The sequence below is a fragment of the Paraburkholderia sp. MM5477-R1 genome (genome assembly GCF_050436385.1).
Taxonomy (GTDB): Bacteria; Pseudomonadota; Gammaproteobacteria; order Burkholderiales; family Burkholderiaceae; genus Paraburkholderia; species Paraburkholderia tuberum.
The window spans coordinates 120,676-145,909 of sequence record NZ_JBNDMC010000001.1; the positions used below are offsets into that span (position 1 = coordinate 120,676).

At 59.7% G+C, this 25,234-nt stretch carries 19 protein-coding genes; 11 read left to right on the forward strand and 8 right to left on the reverse strand.

Annotated features, from left to right (window positions below; translation table 11 throughout):
- Positions 1-120 precede the first annotated feature (120 nt).
- From OKW35_RS00600 to OKW35_RS00615, 4 genes are read right to left on the reverse strand one after another with little or no spacing between them, the layout of a single operon-like run.
- Positions 121-1,626 (reverse strand): hypothetical protein, encoded by a 1,506-nt coding sequence (locus tag OKW35_RS00600; RefSeq protein ID WP_429550925.1) that lies wholly within the window; start codon positions 1,624-1,626, stop codon positions 121-123.
- On the reverse strand, positions 1,623-2,618 hold the full coding sequence (locus OKW35_RS00605; RefSeq protein WP_429550926.1) for an AAA family ATPase: 996 nt from the start codon (positions 2,616-2,618) through the stop codon (positions 1,623-1,625). The genes OKW35_RS00600 and OKW35_RS00605 overlap by 4 nt, the downstream gene beginning before the upstream one ends.
- Positions 2,619-2,621: 3 nt before the next feature.
- The gene (locus OKW35_RS00610) at positions 2,622-4,604 is read right to left on the reverse strand and encodes a hypothetical protein (RefSeq protein ID WP_429550927.1); all 1,983 of its coding nucleotides are present in this window, start codon (positions 4,602-4,604) and stop codon (positions 2,622-2,624) included.
- Positions 4,601-5,242, reverse strand: a complete 642-nt coding sequence (locus OKW35_RS00615; RefSeq protein WP_429550928.1) for a hypothetical protein — start codon at positions 5,240-5,242, stop codon at positions 4,601-4,603. Before OKW35_RS00615 ends, OKW35_RS00610 begins: the two co-directional genes overlap by 4 nt.
- 489 nt (positions 5,243-5,731) lie before the next feature.
- Here OKW35_RS00615 and OKW35_RS00620 point away from each other — a divergent pair, with 489 nt between their 5' ends.
- Together OKW35_RS00620 and OKW35_RS00625 are read left to right on the forward strand one after the other, a co-directional pair.
- Positions 5,732-6,565 carry a hypothetical protein gene (locus tag OKW35_RS00620; protein ID WP_429550929.1) on the forward strand — a complete coding sequence of 278 codons (834 nt, stop codon included), beginning with the start codon at positions 5,732-5,734 and terminating at the stop codon, positions 6,563-6,565.
- 198 nt (positions 6,566-6,763) lie between these two features.
- Complete coding sequence (locus OKW35_RS00625) at positions 6,764-8,386, forward strand: phage integrase family protein (RefSeq protein WP_429550930.1); 1,623 nt, start codon at positions 6,764-6,766, stop codon at positions 8,384-8,386.
- 173 nt (positions 8,387-8,559) lie between these two features.
- On the opposite strand, the gene OKW35_RS00630 is transcribed toward OKW35_RS00625, so the two are convergent.
- From OKW35_RS00630 to OKW35_RS00640, 3 genes are all read right to left on the reverse strand, one after another.
- Entirely contained in the window at positions 8,560-9,549 is a 990-nt protein-coding gene (locus OKW35_RS00630) for a hypothetical protein (RefSeq protein ID WP_429550931.1), read from the reverse strand.
- Between the two features lie 2,652 nt (positions 9,550-12,201).
- Positions 12,202-13,218: a ParB/RepB/Spo0J family partition protein gene (locus OKW35_RS00635; protein WP_429550932.1), complete on the reverse strand. Its 1,017-nt coding sequence runs from the start codon at positions 13,216-13,218 to the stop codon at positions 12,202-12,204.
- A complete protein-coding gene (locus tag OKW35_RS00640; protein ID WP_090812941.1) occupies positions 13,215-14,441 on the reverse strand; it encodes a ParA family protein in 1,227 nt (408 codons plus the stop codon). Before OKW35_RS00640 ends, OKW35_RS00635 begins: the two co-directional genes overlap by 4 nt.
- A 946-nt stretch (positions 14,442-15,387) precedes the next feature.
- Here OKW35_RS00640 and OKW35_RS00645 point away from each other — a divergent pair.
- Positions 15,388-16,596 carry a replication initiation protein gene (locus OKW35_RS00645; protein WP_429550933.1) on the forward strand — a complete coding sequence of 403 codons (1,209 nt, stop codon included), beginning with the start codon at positions 15,388-15,390 and terminating at the stop codon, positions 16,594-16,596.
- 105 nt (positions 16,597-16,701) lie between these two features.
- Here the strand turns inward: OKW35_RS00645 and OKW35_RS00650 are convergent, their stop codons facing one another.
- On the reverse strand, positions 16,702-17,178 hold the full coding sequence (locus tag OKW35_RS00650) for a hypothetical protein (RefSeq protein ID WP_429550934.1): 477 nt from the start codon (positions 17,176-17,178) through the stop codon (positions 16,702-16,704).
- A 493-nt stretch (positions 17,179-17,671) separates the two neighbouring features.
- Between OKW35_RS00650 and OKW35_RS00655 the strand changes: the two genes are divergently transcribed.
- The 8 genes from OKW35_RS00655 to OKW35_RS00690 are packed head-to-tail and all read left to right on the forward strand — an operon-like array spanning position 17,672 to position 25,233.
- A complete protein-coding gene (locus tag OKW35_RS00655; protein WP_090812782.1) occupies positions 17,672-18,382 on the forward strand; it encodes a type IV secretion system protein in 711 nt (236 codons plus the stop codon).
- Between the two features lie 5 nt (positions 18,383-18,387).
- On the forward strand, positions 18,388-19,269 hold the full coding sequence (locus OKW35_RS00660; RefSeq protein WP_429551220.1) for a TrbG/VirB9 family P-type conjugative transfer protein: 882 nt from the start codon (positions 18,388-18,390) through the stop codon (positions 19,267-19,269).
- A 2-nt stretch (positions 19,270-19,271) separates the two neighbouring features.
- Entirely contained in the window at positions 19,272-20,531 is a 1,260-nt protein-coding gene (locus OKW35_RS00665; RefSeq protein WP_429550935.1) for a TrbI/VirB10 family protein, read from the forward strand.
- Positions 20,524-21,330, forward strand: a complete 807-nt coding sequence (locus tag OKW35_RS00670) for a transglycosylase SLT domain-containing protein (RefSeq protein ID WP_429550936.1) — start codon at positions 20,524-20,526, stop codon at positions 21,328-21,330. Before OKW35_RS00665 ends, OKW35_RS00670 begins: the two co-directional genes overlap by 8 nt.
- Positions 21,327-22,574 carry a TrbG/VirB9 family P-type conjugative transfer protein gene (locus OKW35_RS00675; RefSeq protein WP_090812785.1) on the forward strand — a complete coding sequence of 416 codons (1,248 nt, stop codon included), beginning with the start codon at positions 21,327-21,329 and terminating at the stop codon, positions 22,572-22,574. The genes OKW35_RS00670 and OKW35_RS00675 overlap by 4 nt, the downstream gene beginning before the upstream one ends.
- Positions 22,571-22,996: a lytic transglycosylase domain-containing protein gene (locus OKW35_RS00680; protein WP_090812786.1), complete on the forward strand. Its 426-nt coding sequence runs from the start codon at positions 22,571-22,573 to the stop codon at positions 22,994-22,996. Before OKW35_RS00675 ends, OKW35_RS00680 begins: the two co-directional genes overlap by 4 nt.
- 14 nt (positions 22,997-23,010) lie before the next feature.
- Positions 23,011-23,613, forward strand: coding sequence for a toxin co-regulated pilus biosynthesis Q family protein (locus tag OKW35_RS00685; protein WP_429550937.1), 603 nt, complete (start codon positions 23,011-23,013; stop codon positions 23,611-23,613).
- A 3-nt stretch (positions 23,614-23,616) separates the two neighbouring features.
- Complete coding sequence (locus tag OKW35_RS00690; RefSeq protein WP_429550938.1) at positions 23,617-25,233, forward strand: type II secretory pathway protein; 1,617 nt, start codon at positions 23,617-23,619, stop codon at positions 25,231-25,233.
- Position 25,234: the final 1 nt, after the last annotated feature.

Consider the following 25,234-nt stretch of genomic DNA (forward strand, 5'->3'; position numbering starts at 1 on the left):
GAGTTGGGCGATCGGTCTATGGGCTGCCCGAGTGCACTCGCCTGCTGCTACATACCGGTTTCTCAGTTCGTCAGAAAATTTACGGCAACTCCGTTCTCCAGAGAGAGCCTGCGTTGACACTCACACGGCAACAACAGATTTCGGATCGCCTTCAACGGTGTTCGCGGGGGTGAAGACCGGGCAAGCGTCGTATCGCGGCAGCACAGCCGAAACGCTGTATCCCGGTGCTGTCGGCTGATTGACGTGCTCTGGAGGTCGAGGCGAAAGAGACGAAGCAGGTCCGTCGCCCGCATTCCCGATAGCGAGCAAAAGCCCTGCATGATGTTCTTCATGTGCAAGGCCGCCGGGTGTGGTGCTGGGCAAAACGCGGATACCTCGCTTGAGCTGGAGCGACATCAGTCGGAATTGTGCGGGATCATCGGGCCGGTCACGGCCCCCCGCGACCACTTCGCGCTGCGGGAAGTCATGGACGGGAAACGGCCACCACACAATGCGCTCATGACTGCGCGCCTGCTGCGCTTCATGGAGGAAAGTATGAAAACTGTCGAGACATGCGATTGCGAACAGATGCAGCGTGAGCCATCGGCTCGTTGACTCGCTCCATTCGCTAGGCGCGATCGGCGCATAACGCGACAGCCAGACGACGATCCCAAGCGGACCGTGCAGCGGTGGATGCAGCAGCGCCTCGGGAACGCCAAAGCCGTCCCATTTCGTGCGCCACCGCAACACAGCCTGTGCGACCGGACAGAACGGCGGCGTCGAGCGGCCATCCATCCTCCTGCGTAGATGGTGGGTGGCCGACGCAATGCACACGTGATGCTGGCCGCCATACTCGCGCATGACCCAGCGCCTGATGGCCTTGTAGCAACTGCGCGCTCCCGCCAGGAGTTCATCGTCACCGGCGGTTGCGTCAGGGAACATCGTACACGATGCATACCCGCTCACTTCCCTTTCCTCGGGCCGGCATACGTTCCATACGCCGTCCATGGGATCCGTTTGCGGACCACCTTGTAGGACACGACGCTGGCCGGCGGCCCACCGGGAAAGCAGACGCCGATGCGCACCGTCGACCCGCAGGTCATCAAGACCGCGCGACGGTGCAATCCACGGCGTGCCGCAGGAGGGACAGCAGAACGGCGCCCTGAAAACGTCTCGTCGCAGCCGGAAGGGAATCTCAAGGGCACACTGGGGGCAACACTCCTCCAGCGGAGTGTGGTGCACGGGGCACGAACGACATGTTCGCAGCTGGAACACCGTCAGGTGGACGCCCTCACGCGCGCACCGTGCGCACCAGCGCAGCGTCGGCACCGCGATCACGTGCGCCAGATGCGACGGCATGACGAACGCGCACGCGATGTCTTCCAGGGGCAGGCGAAGCACATCCGTCAGGCGACGGACATCAAATTGCCGTGCGTCGCGCAGGTCCATGCTCCCCGATACCGACCGCCGCCCTTCACGACGGCCGAAACAGTCCGCGAGGCCGGCGCATGACAGCGCGTTGAGCCGCTGAAATTTGGCAAGCAGCGCAAATGCAGATTGCCCGGTGGCGTGCCATTCATCACGCCAGCACCACAGGCCGGGCGATTCATGTTCAGGGTGTGGCACAAGGATATGGAAACGCTTCACGATCCGTATGCAGCCTCGTCGACAAAGATGATGCGCAACTCCTCAAGTGCGGCGACGAAATTCGATTCCTCCACCGCCTGCGACCAGCTGGCCTGGCTCAGTGCGAAGTCTGCAGCGTCGTGCTGCATGTTGTCCGTCAGCGCGATCTCCACCGTGCGGGCCAGATATTCCGTCGGTATTTCCATCGTGAAATCGAACCGCGCGCGCCGATGCGCGGCATCGAACGCCTCCCACAACACCCCGTGCTGCTTTCCCAAGCGGAAACCCGAGTCGAATGCACGTTGCAGAAAAAAGCGCGTATAGGGCCATTCACTGCGATCCGGAAAGGTCGAAGTGTCGTACGCGCCGAGCGACATCTTCAGATCGTCGGCGGAACGGAAGCCTTCAAAGCGCAACTCGTCAATCATGAAACGGGATACGATCTGAGATGTGTCGACGCTTTGCCGGAACGAGCTCTTGCGGTTCAGGATGCCCGGTTGACCGACGAGAAACGTGAACATCCGTACGCCTCGGCGCTCCAGTTCGTCTTGCACATCACGGAGCCATTCGTAGTGCTCAAGTTCCAGACGCTGCGCCTCGTCGACGAACACGATTAGTCTGTTGCCAGCGGCGCGTTCTACCAGTTCAGCCAGCTTGTGATAAAGACGCAGCCGGCGCTGTAACGCCGTGCCGCTATCCGGGCGCTCATGTTGTGCCGCCTTCAGCAGCATGCCGAAAAACAGGGCTTCCGAACGCGACGGATTGCGCGGCATGCCGATCGTCAGGATCGCCGCGCGAGGCAGCTCCAGACGCAGAAGCCGGACGCAGTATCGGATCGCGTATGTTTTGCCCCAGCGGGTGTGCCCATAGATCAGGGCGCCGGCGACGCCACGCCGGATACACTGGCGCACATGCGCGTACATCGCCGCGATCGCCGGCGTCGGCACCATGTACGTCTGGTTCGCGAGCGGATGTTCGGAGGGATCAACAGGACGTGGCAGCGAGTCAGGCATCGGTCACCCGAACGTGAAAATCTGCGTCAGCCACGGTGGCCTCGGTGCGGTTTTCGCAGGCGGTTCCGCCGTCTGCGCTTCACGGGTTACCGCTGCGCTCGCATCGGCGACGTCGGGCGCAGGCAATCCCTGATGCAACTTCGCACGGTCCGACAGCATGCGCGCCAGGTCGTTTGCATCGCGCGTATGGCTTCGCGCCTGATTCTTCTTGTAGACAAACCATGCGCTAACGGGATCGCTGCCCTCCCGGACCGCCAGCTTTCGCTGATGGATCAGCGAAAAGATTTCCTGCCGCACACGCAGCGAATGTGGCGTAAAGCACCAGGGCTGCGCTGCGGTCAGCACACCAAGTTCAGATCCGTCCATATGGAACGCGTGCAGATGGCGGATATCCTTGACGTTGAAATAGATGCGGAGCTGCTTGCCGATCAGTCCCGCGATGCCCGACAGCACGCGGCTGTCATAGCGCACGTGTTCGAAATTGATGTGCGGGCGCTCGCCTCGGCTCACGTTGCCGCGAATGGTGACGACACGAGCCTCCTGGAGAAGACACAAGGTACTGCGCCGGGCTAACGGTAGCGTGCGCAGCAGTCCGTCCTCTCTCGCGAGCAGGAACTGCATCGCCTCCAGCGGGGTTCGCCCGCCCAGTCCTCCGTGCGGTTCGCCGTTGTAGTCGGCGAGAACCACGTCGATCACATCCTCCAGTTCGTCGAGGGTCATCATCAACGAGGTTTTGCCACTGACATCGTTGAGTGCGCGTTCGACTGCGCGCGGATCACGACCCGTGGTGGCCGGCAATCTGTGCGCGAAGTGCGACGCTATCCGGTCAAAGAAGCGCTCGATCAGCGCACATTCATTCTTCTGGCCGAGTGGCCCGTTGTCGGTCGCGCAGCCGACAACCTGGGTCAGACGCTCGAGCGTCGCAGTTGCGAAGTGGGACTTCGCGGCGTCGAAGCGAAACGTGCCCCAGCATGCCCACGCCGTTTCGGGAATCACCGCGGACGGGAACCCTCCGCCCGGCCGGATAGTCAGCGCCGGAATCTTCGACGCGCGTGCTGTGTGTGGCATCAGGCTGGCCTGCAGGGCCACAGCAATGTCGTCCTTGTTATATTCGTGGCCCAGCGAAAGCGTATAGCCAATCACGGCGCGCGTTGCCACGTCGAGCAGCAGCAGGATCCAGATCCTGTGCAGCACAAGCAGCGTTTCGAAACCAAACGGGTCATCGATGCGCAGTGTCAGGCGCACGTCGACCTTGTGACCGTCGAACTCGACTACCTCGTAGGGACGGGTCGCCGGTTTGCGCACGGTTTCGGGATCGTCGCGCCAACGATGGCCAATCTGCCGGGCACCTGCTGCCCGGGCCGCAGCGTCGAAATTCCGGTTCGCCAGCGTGCGGACATACGTGGCAAGCGATCGCTCGCCGAGGTATTTCTGGTTGAATGGATATTCATGTGCCGGAATGCCCGCCTGCCGGCACTCCGCAAGAAAGCCCCCGTGCAGTCGCCACAAATGGCGGTGCACTTCGGTCGGCTCCGCGTGCTTCCGGCTTCGTTCAGTGACCTTGCGTTCGATCCAGCGCGCGAGGTCCGGATAACGCTGCAGCAATTGGGTGAAGGCGCCGCTGGCGTTACTTGCGACGTCTTGACGGGATGGCTTGACCAGCGAGCGGCGATCATAGGGCCGTGTATGCTGATAGGGAATCAGCGCGCGGCAACCGAAGATGCGCCCGTCCTCGTGCTGCGTGATGCATCGCTCGAAGACACGATACAGGTCGTTAAAACCAATGCCGGTTTGCCGGCTGATTTCGCGCAGGGGAGTGTGCCCATCGACAAACAGTGTCATCGCCCTGATCCGGCGCTGCAGCAGCTCGCGCCCCTCGTCAGAGAGCGCATTGTCGTCAGCGGGTGGCCACTGCCCGACATCCATCAGAGCCTGCGGAATGGACTGGCGATCGAACCGCAACGCACCGAATGCGATCGTTTTCACGGCAGCTCCAGCCGGGTGTGCGGCCCCAGCGGCTCGAGTCCAAGTGCTGGACACCGCATCTCACCGCGCAACACGAGTCTGAAAACCGCCGAGCGCACGAGCATCGGGTCGATGGGCGCTAGCCGCCGCTCGAGTTCGGCCAGAGTCAGGCCGTGATGTAACTGGTCCTGCACGCCACGGATCAATGCCCCGACAGGAATCGAATGAGTGCCCGCGAGGTGCTGCAGCATCGTCATCCTGTTATCGCGCAACACCGGCGGGTCGTCCAGATGCTGTGGATGAATGAGGTCGAGCTGCATCGAAGACGCCCTGCTCCATTTCTCGAATGCAGGAAACAGGCTATCGCCCCGCGCGGCTGCAGTCGACTCCGACGGACGCAGCACGACGCATAATTTCTCTTCATCAGGTGTGCGGACCCAGAAATCGACGGTCCGCGCTGGGTTCGTGCCGGGAATACTCAGGGGCCTCTCACAGTATGCGAATACGTGGGCATCCGATTCGAGGCGGATCCACAGATCCAGCGCACATCGCCCGAACAGTGTTAGCCGGCGCCCCACCTTCGGTCCGAACACGTCGTAACGATGCGCGCCGTAAGGACGCGTGCTGTTGACGGCCCGCACGAAACGTGGTTCGATCATGGTCAAGGCTCCGGTTTTGCCCGATCACCATGTTCTAGTACAAAAACACCGGGTAATCCGCCCTTCCGACGGCCACGCCGTCGAATTCCCCTGCATTCGGCGCCCCATTACAAAATACGTATCAACCACTACACTCCGTCCACGCTCGCATAGTGCATATGCATTTTACGCTTGACTCTGCTGGGGGCCCGCTCGCGGATTACGTCTCATCGTGAAACAATCAGGGTAAAAACAAGCCCGATTGCCGTCAAAGCCCCACCAGTGCTGGGTTCCGTTCGGTCGGTGTGTATAACACCTATGTTTCACAAAACGTTCGTTGATCCCGGCCTGCCCGTATTCGACATTTCAGGCTTTCTCTTCCGTTCTCTGGCATTTCCGTCTTTCACTTCCTGACGCGAAGAAGCGAAAGTGAAAACGGCACTCCCGGAAACCAGCCTCCGTTCGGTGACGGGCTAATCGGAGGTGCTGCAACTTTCGCTTCAATCCACGATGACCGACCACTCTCTTGACCTTGCCGTCAGCACCACCAACCAGTTCCCGTCAGTCGGCCACAACGAACCAGCGTTGCTAAAAATCCTAAGGGCGGCCGTCGTCGCGAATCCGGCGATGCTAGACCGCCCGTTCTTCTGCTCGGCGGACTATTCCGATTTTCTGGATTTCCTCGCCGACGCCTCAAGGACCGGCTATCAGGATGTACCCGTGCACACGGTGATGGGCACTCAGCACAAGAACTTCAACCTTGACGTTCGCAACTGGCGGGATGCGCTTGCCGCGTTGGAGGGTGAAAACAAGGCCAAGACCAAGTGGGATGACCGGGCGCTGGTCTATATCGAATCGGAAATCAGAGACCAGCCATTCCCATGCGATGCGCTGCCAGGCACGATGCTGAAACTCGTGTCCTGGGGCGGCGCCGTGTTCAGCGACAACGGTGCGCATCGTCTCATTGCCGCCGTCTGCTGGCTCTCCGCCAGGCATGGCACCGAGGCCGTACTCCGGCAGGCGCATGTTACACATCGGTCGCTCCATCCCGCCCCGGTGATGCTCATTGCGTCCGCCGCGCGGGAACGACAGGACATCGCGTATGGTCGGCACGGCTCCGGATGGCTGGTCCGCATCGGCGTAGCGCCCGCGGCCCGCTATTTCTTTATGGCAAAAGAGGGTGCCGCCCCGCAGTCTGTCAAGCGCCGTGACCTGTGGAGCGTGCTGCGCAGTGGTAACAATGGTGACGCGTTCGATTCACCAACCGACGACCCGCTCAACCTGAAGCGACTGCCGCCCGAGCTGGCGCTCGCACTGGCCGACGAGACCTCGCTGAAGCAATAGCCCTGCGCCTGGAGAGACTTCGTGGCCAATAAACCCCAGTCCATCGCCCTCACGCGGCGCTATACGCGAAGCGACTTCACCGCGCTACGTGCCTTTGTGCAGCGCGTGCCCGCCGCGACCATTGCGCGGCTGTACTTTACCGAAGACGAGGACGGCAACGTCCCGACTGCGGGGTGGGCCGACGCGTACCTGCGACGCATGCAGGCGGTGCTGGTGGAGCTGGCGCTCGAACACGGCTCGCCCGTACTGGCCGACTACCTGAAAGCCTCTGCGAAGGCGCACGGCAGCGCGCGCCTCACGGCAGTCAGCCTCAAGATGGTCGAACAGGCCGCGGCGCTGGCAGTCGCGCAGCCGCAGCTGGATCACGGCGTCGGCATGTGGTTCCGGCCGCTGGTGGCACAGCGCCTGAAGGCAGAAGGCATTGCCACACTCGGCGACCTGATCGACTTCTGCAACGGCCGCGGCGGTAGCTGGTGGCGGGCGGTGCCGCGGATCGGCGCGGGTCGCGCCCGGCTGATCGTGGCATGGTTGCGCCGGCACGAAGCGGTCCTCGAACGACGTGTCGACGCCGACGTGGATCTGGCCGACCCGCTTACAGCACCGGCGGGCGAACTTGTCACGATCGACGGCGGATCGCGCGCGCTGGTGCCGCTGGAGCGCATGGCCGTAGGTCACGCGCTTTCGGGTGCGCACGGTTCGAACCGGTCCGGCGCCTTCCCTTACATCAGCGCACATCACGATCTCGATGCGGTGCGCACCTATCTCTATCGCTTCCGCCAGCAGCCGAAAACCCTGCGGGCGTACACAAAGGAACTTGAGCGTTTTCTCTTGTGGTCGGTCACCGTCCGCAAGAAACCTCTAAGTTCACTGCTCGCCGACGACTGCGAGGCGTACAAGGATTTTCTGGCGTCGCCCGATCCGGCTTTCGTGGGCCCGAAGGCGCCCCGCGCGAGCGGCCGGTGGAAGCCGTTTGCGTCCGCCGAGCTGGGCGCGGAAAGCCAGAAGTACGCGATCCGCGCGCTGCGCGCCGCTTTCGGATGGCTTGTCGCTGTCCGCTATCTCGCGGGCAATCCATGGGAAGCCGTCACCGACCCTGTCGTTGTCGAGCGGATCGACAGGATCAGGGTCGATCGCGCGTTGCCTGCCGCACTGTGGCAGCGCATCCGGAATTTTATTGATATGCAGTGTGATGCTGCCGACGCCTCTTACTGGCGCGCAGTACGCGTCGTGCTGCTATTGGGAGGCGATTCGGGCCTTCGGCGCGAAGAACTGGCGAGGGCCACTCGCGAACGGCTGTCGCCTACATCGTTTGGCGATGCGGAAACGCCGGTATGGCAACTGCTCGTCATCGGAAAACGCAGCAAGGAGCGCGTGGTGCCCGTCAGCCCTGCTACCATCGACGCGCTCCAGATGCACTGGCGCGATCGCGGCCTTGACTTCTGCACGGCCACAAGCGGTCCGTTGCTCGCGCCGATGTTTATTCCGCGAACCCGGTTGGCACAGAAGAAGCATGCGGATGGTACCCCCCTCGCCTATCATCCCGACTCGCTCAACACGATGATTGCGTGGGCCATGAAGCGGCTTATCGCCGGGATGCCGGATTTGACGACGGCTGAAACAAACTTGCTGGCCGGTACGTCCCCTCACGCGTTTCGCCATACCTTCGGCACGCAAGCGACGGCTGAAGACGTGCCGCTTGACGTCGTGCAGCGCGTGCTCGGCCATGCCTCGCTGCAGACTACCTCCATTTACGTTCAAGCCGAAAAGCAGCGGATGCTGCGCGAAGTCAACGACTTCTACCGGAAAAACGGTAGCCTGTGAATTCGACGGCGGCCGCGTTGTCGCTTGGCCGCTTCACGCCGCACCAAACCTGGAGGCCGAAGCCTTCCCGAGGCGAGCCGGTGCGTAACACGCTATGCGAGGTGGCCGCTGGTCGGGCGTCCCTCCAGGGCCATCGTCTTGGCAAGCTGGGTTCGGGGTGTGCGCAGCGGCCTTCATGCCCCGCTGTGTTCGGGTAATTCAGTATATGCATTTTCTAACCGAATATTCGGCTGATGTTCCACCTTCACATTTTGGAACGGGTTTGCCACCAGGTACCGATGCACGATGAGATCGTTAAAGCACTTTTTCACTATGTGGAGGGCTTTTTGGCGACTTTCGTCCGAGAGCGGCCCGCGAAAGGGACGCCACGTCGGCTCGTCGCGTGAGCGTCGCCCTCTCATTACCCACACAGATGATGGCTGTGGGTCCAACGTAAACCGATTGATGTACTCGTTCGCATCGTTCACATCGATGCTCGACAGCGGCTTGCCTTTTGCGAAAAGCGCCCATAACAGCAGCCGCTCCAATTCATTTTGATATCTGTTCTTGGTCACGGGGCTTGTGTAGTCGGACAGCCAGCGCTCCAGCGCGGCGCGATCGTCGTCAATCCCTACGGGTGGCATGGCTGTGTCGCGGTTTGTTCCGGCAGACCCGGACAGGTGGGGCGGTACCGAAAGACGAGACAGGGGAGCCGGTCTGTCGAGCCGCTGCTTCTGTGCGAGATATGGTCGAAGCCGTTCTTCCCGCGGCACAATGGCGGCGCTGCCGACCTTCGAAACGCTTCCAAATTCCAGGTTCACCAAGCCCACGAGCGTCTCAAGCCTTGATTCGCTTTCCGGATCCGAAGGGTCAAGATATAACTCTACGAAAAGGCCGCCTGAACGACCATTTTTCTTCTTCCCACGCCGCACCTTGACTTGAACCGGGGAGCAGTCAATTCCTATAAGGCGACTCAACAAGCGTTGAGGGCTGAGTCGTGGGACGATGTTTTGAACTGAGATCGCTTCTTCGCAAATGACTTTTTCCCCGCGAAGCGCTACTAAGTCGACAAGGGCGCGACCCGTCTCGAAAGTCAGGCCTCCGGTGGGGAGAGCATTCAGTAACTCCTGCGGCAACGCGGCAATAGCGGACGCCATCGTCAGCCTGGAATGCGAGATACCCATCGCGTCCGCCGCCTGTCGCACTGTTGACCATAGGCCGGAACGACATCCTTGGACATATCGCTCGTTCAGCGCGAGAGGGCTTTCGCCCGTGTACGTCCGCCGATAGCCGGACGTAGTACGGGTGTTGCAAACGTGCGCCAAAATCTCGGACCTCGATTTCCCCGCAGGATTGAGACTAGCGGAGCGCGCGACCATGTCAGCTATGCCCTGCTCGTTTCGCGCTCGGATAAGCTCGCGAGCTGTTCGGTTCACCATTCCAACGCTGGCGAATAGAGCCAAGATCTCCGTCGGGAACTCGGAGACCGCCACCGCCTGAACTATCCGATTCTTGCTCGCGCGCACCCCTACCGCGGCCATTGCGACGGCCGCCTCCGTCATGGTCTCCCATTTAGAGCCCAGGCCCGCCCTGTATAGCGCGGCCAGCGCCAGCGGGTCGTCAATCATTTGTCTTTCTCGCAATTTTCATTGTCATTAGCCCCTTCCTCATTGTCCGCGCATCCCCGGACCGCAATTCGCCGAAAAGCTAGCTAAAACAGGCGCCAATCCGATGCTTTTCCTCCGATGATTTCCTTCATACTACCGGCGCCGCTCGCCTAAGCAAGAGTTCTCGCCCTACGCGAGAGGATTTTTCCGTCACGCTTGTTTTCCTTGTGAATAGGGGCGACCGCACGGGACAGGCGTTTCCCCGGGGAAGCATGGGCTCGGTCAGTTCGCAGGCCACTCTGGGGCCAAACTTGGCGCGAACGCGTACGGTCCGTGGCGAGGCCGATCAAAGGCCGAAGGGCGTTACCACCAGCCATTGGTGAACACGTACGGCCCGTGGTGCGGCCGAGCAGGGGCCGAAGGGTGTTACCACCAGCCATTGGTGAACACGTACGGCCCGTGGTGCGGCCGAGCAGAGGCCGAAGGCTGTTACAACCATCCGTCGGCGGAGAGTCTAGCAAGCGATCCCGGCTTTTCTCCGTTCTCACGCTACTCGCTCGCCCTGCCCTCTCCCAAGGGCCTTTGGCGAGATCTCGCCGACTCTGTCGGACTCCCGCTCTTCCTTGTCTCTTAACAACCGTCTATGCCGGCGGGAATGCAAAAGGTCACGGTTTATGGGGAGCCGCGCGGCGCGCGCGACCGAAGGGCAAGACTCCACCAAGGTCCGACAAGCACTTTTTAGCTTTGAGGGATGTCGAGGAGCCGGATCGCGCGACGCTCTGAGCATCAACAGCGTTCGAGTCGTCGATGTTTTGGGGTTGGCAGGAGTGTCGCCACTTCCCTGCCCTCCCGATCTACCCGACCGAATGGCGCCTACGTCCGACTTGTTGCTTTTGGGTGCCTTGCGTTCGGTCTAAAAGATTGATTTTGCGAACTATCCAATTTGGATGGCCGCTCCAATCAGACAGTCGCCGGGCACGCCGTTGAGTCAACTAATTCGGCATGACTCCCGCATCGATGGACAAATCAGCCGTCTCGTCACGACCAAATATTCGCGCCGAGCGGTAGGAAGTGTTCAAGCAAATAGTCTCCTCGGCCCAAAAGTCATGGTCTATGGGGACGACGCTAGGAAGAACTGGGTGGCTCCGTCCCGCACTCTGAAAAGTAACGAGCGCCAAAGAGCGGGATTGCGTGACTTTTGAGGCCAGGCAGTTCGAACCGCCGACAGGCTGCGGTTCGCAGGGAACGGCGCCATCCGATCCCCTTCCGCTCTGCCGGATCGAATGGTGCCAACGCGTAACGCGTTGGTCTAGATACCTTGCGTTCGGCCTAAGTGATTGATTTTGCGAACTATCCAATTTGGATGGCGCCTGGGCTGGTATCGCCGTCGATGGCGGCCAGAACGCTAAAGGTCATGGTCTATGGGGCGCCCTTCACCCGCGCGGCGGAGAAGCAAGGCGCGGCTGCAATCAGACAGTCGCCGGGCACGGCGTTGAGTCAACTAATTCGGCATGACTCATTGGCGCCTAGAGGTAGGAAGTGTTCAAGCAAATAGTCTCCTCAACCCAAAGGTCATGGTCTATGGGGACGACGCTAGGAAGAACTGGGGGGCTCCGTCAAACGGCCGCCCTGCCTAGGTGGTATCGCCGTCGATGGCGGCCAGAACGCTAAAGGTCATGGTCTATGGGGCGCCCTTCACCCGCGCGGCGGAGAAGCAAGGCGCGGCTCCAATCAGACAGTCGCCGGGCACGGCGTTGAGTCAACTAATTCGGCATGACTCATTGGCGCCTAGAGGTAGGAAGTGTTCAAGCAAATAGTCTCCTCAACCCAAAGGTCATGGTCTATGGGGACGACGCTAGGAAGAACTGGGGGCTCCGTCAAACGGCCGCCCTGCCTAGGTGGTATCGCCGTCGATGGCGGCCCGAACGCTAAAGGTCATGGTCTATGGGGCGCCCTTCACTCGCGCGACGGAGAAGCAAGGCCCGCACTCTGAAAAGTAGCGAGCGCCAAGGAGCGAGATTGCATGAGTTTTGAGGCCAGGCTGTTCGAACCGGCGACAGGCTCCGGTTCGCAGGGAACGGCGCCATCCGATCCCCTCCGCTCTGGTGCCACGCGTAAGCGTTGGTTCTAGATACCTTGCGTTCGGCCTAAGTGATTGATTTTGCAAACTATCCAATTTGGATGGCGCCATCCGCCGCGGGAAAGTCGCCGAGTATGTCGTTGATTGGACTAATTCTCCAAGTTGGATGGCGCTGCCTCTTTACTCTCCAGTTCTCGACGGATGAATTCGGCGATGCGCTCCCCCCATGTTTCTGCCAGGGCTTCGCTGTCCTTCCCTGAAAACCTCAGCCCGACCACCCCGCTCCTCACTGTCAGGTCGCAAAACTTTTTTCGACCGATGTTGATTGTCTTGGCGTTTGGAGCGACCGATTTCGGTCGTGTAGGAGTCGCAAGTGTGAGAGCCCTCTCTTGGGTCATGTCTTCCGATTCAACCAAGGCCTTGATTGCGCTTATTACCGCTCCCTCGTGTCCCTGTTGCGCCAGAGCGGCGAACTTGGCCGCAGCGGTCCCGCCAAGCCGATGCGGATTTAAGCCAACTAGCTCTTTGGCGGCAACCGGCAAATTATCGAACGCGAGGATACGTGCGACGTGGCTCTGAGCCAGACCCGATGCGCGAATAATGTCAGCCTGCGTTAGCCCCAAGTTCTCCTGGATACGCTGGAATTGTCGGTACTTTTCGAAATCAGGAAGTGACGGGGCCAACAGATTCGAGAACGCAGCCCCGAGCTCAACCTCCGCGTCGCTCCCGCTAAAGGGCACCGCCCGGATCTTTGTGCGCTTAAGATCGTCCCGGTAGATAGCGACTCGGTTGTTTCCCGAAATAATTTCATTGCGACCGTCACCCAGAGGACGGTAGACGATCGGATGAATAAGAGGGTTCGCTTCGAGATTCGCTCGCAGCTCGCCGTATTCCTGCCTCGACAACAGTCTTTTACGGCCGGGAACTTCGACGAGGGTCGATATATCGACTTCTTGCAAACTCGCATCGCCGCCCGTTTCTAGCTCTTCGATGCGCTTAATCGCCACCTGAAGCTCTTTCTCCTTCTCTGCCAGTAATGGCAGCGATGCCATCAATTGACCGGGGGCAGTCTTCGGCCTGGCAGGGGTCTCTTCGTTGTTTTTTTGCGGGCGCGGGGACGTTCCAATCGTTGCAGACTTCGCTGCGAGACGGTCTTTGATACTCATTCGGCCTCCTGGTCTGCAAGCCACAGTGCGACAAGCTGCTGATCAACAATTTCCGCGAATCGATCGTAGGCTTCTCGAGCGCGTTGATAGGTTTTCAAACTGCCTTGGTACCGGGAAATGTCGTACACCGTGCCAAATTCGGCGGCGGCGGTTTGCGTGACAGCCGTCGTAGGGATTTCCACCGGAAGGACGAGTCCTTCATAAGTCTTGTTAATCCAGTCGCGAACGATGGGTGTTGCCGCCTGGCTTTGGTCAACCTTGGCCAATAGGACGTGTATAAAGTCGAAGCTCTTGGCCAATTCCGGCGCGACTTGTTGCATGCTCTCAGAAAGGTCCGAAAACAGATTCCAGAACTGCGTTGAGGAAGCGTAGTCGAGCGCGCTCGGTGGTGTCGGAACGATAAGTCCGTCCGCCGCCATGAAGGCGTTGATCGTCAAATAGGATAGGGCAGGAGGCGTATCAATTACGATGGCATCGTATTCACTCAATAGCGGCTCGAGCCCCTTGTTCAGGACATTCCAGAACTGGAACGACTGGTCCTTCGACTGCTTAAATGGCAGGAAAAACTCCGCGCCAAAGAGCGCTGCACTCGCCGGGATCAGGTCGATTCCGTCCCAGTACGTCGACTGCACAGCGTACTGGAGATCCTCTTCATCGCCGTAAATCAGCGGAAGCACGGTCTGCTCGTCCGAAACTTCGCTGTCCGCAAGGATGCCGTGCAGCGCCGAAAGCGACGCCTGCGGGTCCAAGTCAACCAAAAGCACTTTACGGCCGAACAACGAGAGTCCTTGCGCCAGCGTCATAGCGGTAGTCGTCTTGCTGACCCCGCCCTTGAAGTTCCCAATTGCTATCTTCTTTCCCTTGACGCCAGCGGGCCGCTTGGAATACGGCCCAATTCGATCGATCCATACCCTGGTTTCGGAAAGAGTAAACTCCCTGCTGCGGCTGTGACGGAGGGTACCTTGAGGCAAATCATCCTCACTTCGCGCCAGGTAATGCATGCGCTGCCTGTCGATGCGGCACAACTCGCCGACCTGTGCAGTTGTGAAGACCGGAGCATTTTTGCGCGGATGAGGAGCCAGCATGCTTTCGCGTACGTCCACGAGCATGCCACTGGCGTTCTCTGCAATTGCCTTGATGGATGCGAGAGGTACAGGCTTGGGTGCATGCTTCAGCTTTATGGACATTTGCGGCTTTTCGGCACGCCGAACTGCTGTGTTCATCAACCGCTCCCGTTTCATTGTATCGAGTACCAGCACTTGTTGATTCAACACGCGGAGAAAAAGCTTGCAGTCCGTGTTGAATTTTGCGGAAGCTTAGTGGCTAATCAAATGAAGTGCAAGCGATTTGTGACTGGGCGCGAACGCTGAACAGCACGTCTACCGGCCCTTGCCGGGGAGTTTTGGACGCAGAACATTAATTGTTCGGGAGTTGCGGCAGCGTGTTGGCTTTGGCTATGCGCCTTGTTTTTACTTGGAACCATCCATCGAGAAACCAACACCTGTTTGTTGTTTCTTTAGGAAACAAAGACTTTAAAACGTTTACGTTCGCCGCTTCCTTACCTGGCAAGGGTTTGGCGGGGGTTAGGTCATGCCTTATGGGGCGAAAGGTCACGGTTCATGGGGCGCTGATCGGAGGTGGGTCAGGCTTTGTGGGGTGAAAGGTCATGGTTAATGGGTCTAAGTCAGGGTCTATGGGGCCACACGCGCGCGCGAAGCAAATCATTGATTAATTGCGCATTTTGGCGTCGGCCGATCTCCACAGGTCATGGTTTATGGGCGCGGGATCAGAGTGTGCAGACGGAAGTGGCGCCCATGATTTCGACGTCTCGTTCCTTGCATACTCCGGTAGCCGCCACGTGAGCACAATTGCAATCCCCGAGACGTAGTTTTCGCAGCGAAGCCCCCCGACCGTTACCACTGATCGGCGAAGCTCCCCACAAACCATGACCTTTTACCTCTCCTTTTGTCGAAAGAGCCCCATAAACCATGACCTTTCGCCGGCGGCCGCCATCTTCCCCACAAACCATGACCTTTCGCCGGCGCTAATGGGGGCTTCAAAAGTCGGGGTTCATGGGGAATGCAGTGCGTCGGACCGGGAAAGTCAGTGTCAGATAAGTTGCCGCCATGACTTTTAGCTCCTAAAATCCCGAAAGCCTTAGGAGAGTGCATGCCCAATATCAAGCCGCTTGGTCCTCCCCCTAGCGAACTGAAGAAGCACGTAGCCACGGTTCACGTAAGCGGTGAGCTGTCGCTGCTCGAGCGCAAAATCGTGAACGTGCTGCTACTTAATGCGTTCGACGACCTACTTACAAGGAAGCGCCATACTTTGCCTGTGGGCATCCTTTGCACGATGTTAGGGTTCGACAGCAAGAATCACGACGCATTGAAGCGCGCACTGCTAAAGGTGATGTCGACCCCAATTTCGTTTGATCTCCTGCACGATGGTGGAAGGACGGATTGGGAAGCGTCTCCGCTCATTGCATACGCCAGCATAAAGAATGGCCTTTGCTCGTACGAGTACAGCGACTGGCTTGCGGGCAAGCTCGCGAATCCCGACATCTACACCTTAATCAACATCAATGTGCAGCGGCAATTCAGTGGGGGCTACGCGCTTGCCCTATACGAGAACTGTCTGCGATTTAAACGAACAGGATCGACGGGTTGGATTTCGGTGGAGACCTGGCGCCGTCTGCTTGGCGCAGACGCGAGCATGTATGATGAATTCAAGCATTTTTCGGCCGAAGTGATCAAAAAGGCCGTCAAAGAAATCAACCAGGTGTCAAACATTATCGTGTCTCCGGAGTACAAGCGAGAGGCGAGACGCGTGGTCCAGATACGCTTCCTTGTGGAAGACAATCCTCAGAAGTCGATGTATGACACCAACGAAGACGACGAACATAAGGCTATTCGACAGTCCGAAGCATTCAAGCGGCTAACTCGCCTTGGTGTCGGAGATCGACTCGCTATAAGCTGGATCCAGCAAGAGCCAGACCGCGCCTTACAGACTGCCATTTACGTCGAAGAGAAGGCCAAGAGCCGGCAAATTCGTGGCAACGCTGGAGGGTACGCAAGAACTGTCTTCGAAAAGGGCACTCGCATTGAAGTGAGGCCCAAGGGCGATGGCCAGGTCGAATCAGCTTCTCAACGTCCTGCGACCCTTGATAAGGATAGCTCTGCAGAAGAGCGTTCACGTCGAACGACTGCGAAGATCAAATCATTGACGCTGGCCGAGAAGCAACAGTTTGTCGGCCAATACATGGCAGAAGGCGGCAAGGGAAACACTTACCAGCCTGAGATGGGAACGTTCAAGAACCCATTGGAGCGAACTGCTTATACGTCATGGCTACGCTCGAAGATCGCGGCCTCGGGGGATTGATTGGCCCAATCGGGGGGCGCTTGCGGCCGTCGGTGCCAGATTTTGCACAAAAAGGACAATTACCCCATCGATCAATCCTATACGCTTCAGGAGTGCGTCAGCACATTAACGCAGGTCAGTCACAGCTTGACCGCTCGGCTTCGACAAAACGAGAGGAAGGTCCGATTCTTCAGTGAGTGCTCTGGGGAAATCGGCGCTCCTTCGGATGGACCTATCGAGCCATGCACGACTGTAAGTTTCGGTAGCCGCCATTAACTGTCCCATCACGCGATTCGGATCGAAAAACATACCCACTATGATCAGTTCAGGATTCCTATCGAACTGGTCGCGCATCTCTGTAAGGACGCGTGAAAGGGGGTATCCGTACTTTCCGTGCAGTTTCTGGCGGTTTCCGCCGAAGAGCATCGATTGATCAAAGACTTGCGGATCGGTCGTGTGCGCGAACGCCGAGAGGTCGCACAGTCTTGATACAAGCGGCTGTTCACGCTGTTCCGCCAGTTTTTTTTGCACCAATCGACCGAATACCCCGGAATGCGGCTCGGTGCCACACGCCGCAGCGATGGACATCACATTGGCGATCATTGAGGGCCGTTGGACCGAATGCGGTCGCGATCCACAAGACGGCCATGCACTGACGCGAGGGGTGCCGGCTCGAAACGTCGAACGTGCGAGAGAGGTTTTGGAAGGCATCAAGGCTGCTCTTAAGCGTCAGCGGTTCGCGTAGAACGTGTACACGTATAACGCGTTAAAAATCATGGACGGCCGGACTGGAGATAAACCATTGATCGGAAACGGGAAACGGTGGCAGCCGGCGATCACCAGTTATAGACCAAGGGAATAATGGGTGATTCACGTGTACAACCGGTAACACAGGGCCTTCGTTGGTTTCCTCGGAATGATGCGTGAAATTGATGGCCTTTTCGCGTTTAGACCCGTAACGCGTTACACGGCCGCGTTTAGAGAGGCGTAAAGCGCCAACGACGTGTTGCTGAAAAGGCAGTTAAATCTCTGTGCCTTTCGCCGCAAAAGGCTGGTTAGAAATTGTTTCAATGGTAGCCATTCATCAAGGGTTGCCATGCGCATTTTCAGGAACAAGCGGCAGGCCGCGCTATCCACGGCCCCCGGCATGTATGCCGAGGAAGATCCATCGAAAGTCATTTTCGAGACGAGCACGCGGCTTAAGGTCGAGAGCAATCGCTGGATGCTCATCGCGTTCGCCTCGGCTGCCGTTGCTGCAGGGGCCGTCTGGACTCGACAGCCTCCGCCGTCGGTTACGCGCGTAGTCGGTGTGTCGGCGGACGTGAGCGGTCATCCCGTAGTCACCGAGCTCATCGCCTACAAGCCAGATTCGCAAGCCGTGCGCACGAGCATGCGGGATATGGCGGTGCGCTGGTTCACGATCGAGCCGGTGCTGACCGACAGCCTGACGACGTCGCGCATGTCGTCAAACATCAACTCGGTGAAGGCCCAGATGATTGGGGCTGCAACTGACCAGTTCAAAAGCTGGCTGCGCGACGACGCCCCGTTCCAGCAGATCACTGCAAATCCGAAGCTGATCCGCGAAGTCAATGTGCGAAACATTGCGCTGCTTGAAGACCAGACCGTCCTCGTTGAATTCACAACGACGACTTCCCAAGCAGGCGCGACTGGCAAGCCGGACGTCAAGTCCTATGCGCTGACCCTGCGCTACCAGATCGTCGCGCCTACCGCTGACGCGGCTCTCACGGCGAATCCCTTTGGCATCTACATCCCGTTTTTCCGCCTCGAGCGGACCGGTGGAGCTTGAACAGCATGACCTCCAGATACCAGCGGCCCACGCGCGGGCTATTCGTGTTGCTCTCAGCAATCATCCTGCCCACAGCAGCGGTGTACGCCAAGCGGCCTGCTGATACCGGCTCCTTCAACGCCGCGATGATCGCCGGGGACCCGATGAGCCCTGTCAATCCGTTTAACGGTGGCTCTGACCCGTTGACGATGCCGGGTGACGCCCGCATCGGCGTGTTTCCCTACAGCCGCGACCAGATTTTTCGTGTGCTGACGGCGCCGCTGAAGCTGACGACCATCGAGCTCGAACCGGGCGAGAAGCTGATCGCTGACCCTGCTATGGGCGATAGCGTGCAGTGGGAAATTGACGACGACAAGATGAATCACGTCTTCATCAAGCCGCACAAGGCGGACCTGGTGAACACGCTGCACCTGACGACGAACCGCCGGGAGTACGACTTCACGCTGATCGCTTCGCCCGCCGGTGGCTTCTTTTACCAGACCGTGCGCTTTCAGTATCCTCGCGCGCCGATGGCACGCGTAAATGTGCGCGACGAAGCCGGAGGGGCTGGCCCGGGTGCGACCGCGACAGAACGCGGCGGCGATTCGGGCTCGATTACGGTGTCGCCCGACAAGCTCAACTGGGATTACACCGTCGACGGTAATGCGGAATTCAGACCTGAGGTCGTATTCGATGACGGCCATTCCATCTGGATGCGCATGCCAGTTAAAGCCCAGACGTGGCCCGTGCCGATGTACAAGGATCACGGCGACCGCGTGGTGGGCAATTTCATCCGTCGCGGCGATTTCCTGGTGTTCCAGCGGCTGGCCGACGAGATCGTTCTCGTCTCAGGCAAGGACGAAGTGACGGTGACGCGTGGCCGCCGGCGCTTCCTCGGGGTGTTCTGATCGTGGCCAAAAACACCGAACAGGCCACGCCCAATGCGGAACAGGCTGCACTCGTCAAAGGCAAGACGCCACGTAATGCCATCATGAGCATTGGCCTGCTGGCCGCGCTGGTGATTGGTGTGCTCGGTTTCTACTACGAGCTGAAGGCAAGCAACCAGGCACAGGAGGAAGAGCGCCTGAAAAAGGCGTCGGCGCTCAAAAGCAGCACAGAAGCGCCCGCAGCCGGTAGCTCCGATATCGACAGGATGATCAGGCAGCAGCAGGAAGCGGCCGCCGCCGAGGCAGCCGCTCGCGCCGCGTCGGAAGCATCGGCTGCACAGCATCCGACCGTGAAGCCCATGCTGACTGGCAATGACTTCCAGCGCGAGGTTGGAGCTGACGGCACCGATACGCGTGCGCTCGCGGCCAGCAACAAGCTGGATGCCATCTATACGTCGTCGGTCTTCAAGCAGTCCGGCGCCTCCCGCAATGCAAGCCAGCAGGCGTCGGCGGTGCCGGCGGGCGTACCGTCACTGGACGATTTTCGCGCGGCGCGTGCCGCCGCGACATCCGGTGTGCAGAACCCGACCGATGCAATGGCACTGGCGCTCGCTAAACAGGGGCAGGCACCTGAGGACCGCGACAGGGCGTTCCTGAAGGAAACAGCAGGGCAGGGCGGCATAGAGCGGACCACCTTCAATGGCCAGGCAGGCGGTTGCACGCTGACGCCTCCGCACAACATCCACGTGAAGACCGTTGAGGGGCTGAACTCGGACAAGCCCGGCCGCGTCGCGCTCATGGTTGACGAAGATGTGTACGACAGCCTGCGCGGCGACTGCCTGATGATTCCCAAGGGCTCATTCATCAACGGCGCCTACAGCGCCGACATCAAGGTTGGACAGGAGCGTCTGCTCGTGGCCTCCACCAGTCTGCGGCTGCCCAACGGCAAAAGCGTGCCGATGAACGGCATGCAGGGCGCAGACCAGAACGGGTATGCCGGCTTCTCCGGTGACGTCAACAACCATTTCCTCGCGATCTTCGGCGCGGGATTCATCACCGCAGTGCTGCTGAAGACCTTTGACAATAACGCGACTACATCGACCACCTCCAGCCCGATCGGCGTGACGACTTATGGAAGCACCGCCGGGCAGGTGGCCGCCACCACTGCGCAAGCCGTACTTCAGCGGAACCAGAACATCCCGCCGACGATCACCGTGCCGCCCGGGGAAAAGTTCCTCGTACAGGTGACGCAGGACATCGTCATGGAGCCATACCGTGACTAGGCCCGCTATCGTCGCGCTCGTGCTCGCAGGGGCCTGTTCGTCGGCGGGAGCGGCAGTGATCGACGCGGTCATCAGCCCGACGCGCTTCGTCGTTGAAGAGAGCGGCGCGCGGTCCGTGCTCGAAATTCCCGGAACTCCCGTCTATGCGTGCGGCCTTCAACGGTTTCTCACCTGGGCGCAACCGCTGAAAGGACAAAGCGTGGCAACGGGGGCGGGCGGCTTTGCGTCCGTGCTCGTTGATGGAACGCCGGAGAGCCTGCAAGCCCTGCTGGTCAGTAACGGCTGGCTGCAACCGGCCGTGCTGGATGACGACGCACAGGCGGCTTTGACGGAGCGCCGTGGCGGCTGGGCGTGCGCATCCGCACAGGCTCCGTTCGAGGTGATGCACACGAGCGTGGACGCAAAGATTCTTGCTGGCGTTGCGCTCAACGAATCGGCGTACAACGGCCGCGCATGGCCGTGGACACTGAACGTTGCGGGGCGTGGGTTCTTTTTCCGGACGCGCGACGACGCCTACAAGGCTATCCGCTTTCTCATCTCAGACGGGCGCTGCGATTTTGATGTAGGCCTGATGCAGGTGAACTGGTGCTATCACCGGCAGCGCTTCGCGTCGCCGTGGGACGCACTGTCTCCGGCAACGAACATCCACGTGGCCGAAGACATCCTCAACGAGAACTATCGCAAGACGCATTCGGCGGTGAAAGCCGTGGCGTACTACCACAGCGCCAACCCACAGCCAGGCCGCGAGTACCTCGCGCGCTTCATCCAGCATCTTTCCCAAATCGACCGCGGTCTATGAAGCAAACGCTAACCCTTATCGCGCTGTCAGTGCTGTCACTGTCGGCGTCGGCTGCGAGCACCGATCCTCTCGACTTTGACTATCAGGTCAACGGAAACATGACCGAGCGGCCCGCGCTTATTTTCAACGACGGTACGGACACGTATCTCCAGCCGAGAGCCGGCCAGAATCTGAAAGTAGACGGCGGTCACGCTGAGGGCCCATACATCGTTGTGTCAGGCACGCCGGAAGTCATTTCCTATTCGGTGGATGGTTCGATCGCCACAGCCCGATGGAAAAAAGCGAACACCTTCACCTCCGAGGCCGGCAATCGCAGTGGGGACATGCCTGCCGGTTTTGCGGGTTTCTCGAACCGCCTCGCACTGATTGGTCCGCGACCCAGTCTGGAGGCGACCCGTCCGATGAGTGCAACGTTGCCACTAGCGCAGATGGTCAAGTCGCTGGTTCCGCAAGGTTGGAGCGGCTCAGCGCAAAAAGACGTCGACCTCACGAACGCGCAGAGCTTCGCAACGCGAGATGGCGAGAACTGGATGCAGTCCCTGGACCGCCTGCTAGGGGCAGTAAATCTCTATGCTGACGTCGATTTCACTGCGCACCACGTGACGTTGCGTCGGGCACCCGTCAAATCGACGGGAGTGAACTATGTGGCAAACGCCGCGCCTGCGCAGCCTGCAACTCAAACAGCCTCTGCAAGCCTATCGCCCGCGTCGGGGGTAGTAGTCAGCGCGGGCGACAAAGCGCAGCTGCAGGACGGTGGCCTCGCGGCGAAGTTCGGCGCGGTAGCGATCCGGGACGGCGACGACACGCACATTCAGATCCGCTTTTCACAAAGGCCTGCAAAAGAGCTCGTCTTTCGGGACATGGAGGGGCACTCCCTCAAGCCAAAATGGGACGACTCAAGCAATGTCGTGACGATTAACCGGGCGGATCGGTTTGTTGTGTCCAATGGGTCCGACAGCGTTGAAGTGGCGCGCGTTGCCGGCCTCGTCTACGGATTTGACGCGAAGAACACCGCGGGCCTTGAAGCCGTGTTCGACAAGGAAGGATCGACGTACTTCAAATTTGCTGACACGGTCGGCAACGTCAAGGTGTCGGATGTCGCGCACATGGGCTCAGGTGAGCAGCAGGGCCGCTATTACAAGTTTAACGGCACCGCAGACCAGTTCATCGTCAATGCCGATGGCAACGTGGTGAATGTGACGCGCAAGCATGACGTCCGTTTTTTCGACCGGACGAAATCATGAGTCTTCGGGCCGTCGCCACATGCGCGGGCGCGCTGCTCTTAGTGCAGCCGGCGCTCGCAGACTGCCTTGATGACGCTGCGCGGTTCCACCACGTCAATGTCGTGCTGGTGCGCGCAATCGCGCAGCAGGAGTCAGGCATGCGCGCCAACGCGGTGAACAGGAACACGGACGGTTCCGAAGACATTGGCCTGATGCAAATCAATTCGTCGTGGCTTCCGAAGCTGAGGCGCTATGGCGTTTCCCGGGAGTCGCTGTTTAACCCGTGTGTCAACGGATACGTCGGCACATGGATTCTCGCGTCAAACATCAGGCAGTTCGGTCCGACGTGGAAGGCGGTGGGTGCGTACAACGCCGTCTCAACCAACAAGCAACTGGTGTACGCGAACCACATTTATCGGCGCGTTGTGCGCGCGGCCCACTGAATCTCATGAAGCCAATGATCATCATGCCCACCCGTCGTCGCGCCTCGCTCCTTGCGCGGGTCTTCGCCTTGCTCACGATAACGGGCTTCACGACCGCTGCGTTCTCGCAGTCGCACCTCTCGCCGCCTGCGGGGGATGGGTGGCAGATGCTGGCGGCCAACGCAGCCAGTCCGGCCGCCCCTGGCCCAACGGCTTCGCTCGCGATGGCCAACCCTGCAGCGAGTGCGCCTGCGACGTCTCACGCATCGCCGCCGCCGGTACTTGCGCCGTTCCAGGCTGCGGCGCCAACGCTCAGCTCAACTGCCGTCACGCCGGTTGTCCTGCCGGGTGCACAGGCTGCAGCCGGTTCCAGCGCCCTGACGCTCACGATCACCCCGCAGGACATCAATCTGCGGAACGCGCTCGACCGCTGGCTGCAGCAGCAGGGCTGGCAACTGGCCTGGAAAATCGACGATGACCTGCCACTCGAATTCAATGCGACCTTCAGCGGCGACTTCGATTCAGTGCTGACGCAAGTCATGCGCGCGACCAACCACATGCGCACCCCGACTCGCATCTGCGAGCACAGCAACAACGTTATTCGCGTGGTCGCCCGCGCGGCAAATTGTCAGGACTAAACCATGCGAGCAAACCGCTTCCAGGCCGCTGTATCACTCCTTGCAGCAACCATGCTGACGGGTTGCGTTGTGTCCCAATCGGACGTCAACCGGGCCTATGACGCAGCTACACACGACGCGACGCGCGCGATGGCCGGCATGGGCGATTCGATGCCGCTAGTCGAGCACGTTTCGACCGCGTTTCTCGGCGATCGCCTTGTGCCCGTTGCGTATGAAGCGACGCTGCCTGCCGTATTCCGCGACAAGACAATCACGCTTCCGGCGAATCTGCCAATCACAAAGATCGGTACGTACATCTCGGATGCGTCGGGCTATCCCGTCCATATAAGCCCGGATGTTTTTATTCCGCGCGAAGCTCTTATCGATGCGGCGTCGGGAAATGCAGGCAGGACGGTGATGCGGACGACCTCAATGGCCGGGGCGGCAAACCTTGAGCCAGTCTACCGGCAACCGGGCAATGCACGGATTGGACAGTATCTGCATAGCGTGACTGAAGACCTCGGTCTCGCCTGGGACTTCGATGGAGCAACGATCAACATATCGCGCTTCGTAACTCGGACGTTCCAGATTGCTGCCGTTCCGGGCGCAGTCAGTATCAAGTCCTCGATGTCGAAGGGCACAGACACCTCAACGGGTACCCAGTCAACAGGAACGGGGACGACGAGCGCTAACACTGGCTCTTTTGCCGCGGTGACATCGACTGGGCGCGACGGCACCTTCAATCAGATCGACATGATCACGAAGGAGCTCCAAAGCCTCCAGACACCCCTAGGCAAGATCACCGTCAATCCCCAAAGCCGCCTCGTCATGGTGCGCGACACGAAAGAAGCCGTCGATCGCATGAGCGAGGTGCTAAAACACGAGAACGCCATTTCGACGCGTCAGGTCATGGTCCGGGTGCGCACGTTGCAGATTGCGCTTAACGACGGGTCGCAGGCCGGCGCAAACGCGGACATCGTCTTCAACAGGATCTCCGACGGCCTATCGAAATACGCGATCAGCATTACCTCACCGACGTCGCTAGCGACTGCCGCTGGTTCCGTCGGCCTTTCGATTCTCAACCCGGGCGCGCCGCTCAATGGCACCAACGCGGTAGTCAATGCGCTAAACACCTTTGGCAAGACCATCGCTGACAACACGCAGACAAAGATGACGCTCAATGGTCTGCCCATGTCGATCGGTTCGTTCGAAACGAAGGGCTATCTGGCGGCAACGACGCCTGCAACAGGCTCAATCAGTGGTGGTGCTGGGGCGCCTGGACTGACGCCTGGATCGGTAACGGTGGGCGACTTCGTGAACGTCCTGCCATCGGTCAACGACCATAACCAGATCATCCTTTCGTACTGGAGCGATAACTCCAAGCTCAATGGCCCATTCACCACCATCGGTACGGGTTCCGGCGCATCGTCACAGCAGATCCAGTTGCCGGACATCGTGGGCAGTAAGGATGACCAGACTATCGCGTTGTCCGACGGGCAGACGGTGGTCATGTATGGCGCCGTCACCAACAACTACGACGGTACGAGTAACAGCGGGATTCTCAGCTTCAGCGGCGCATGGAACAAGGCCAAGACATTCCAGGTGATCATGCTGACGGCCTCCGTCGTCCCGTCGATGTGAG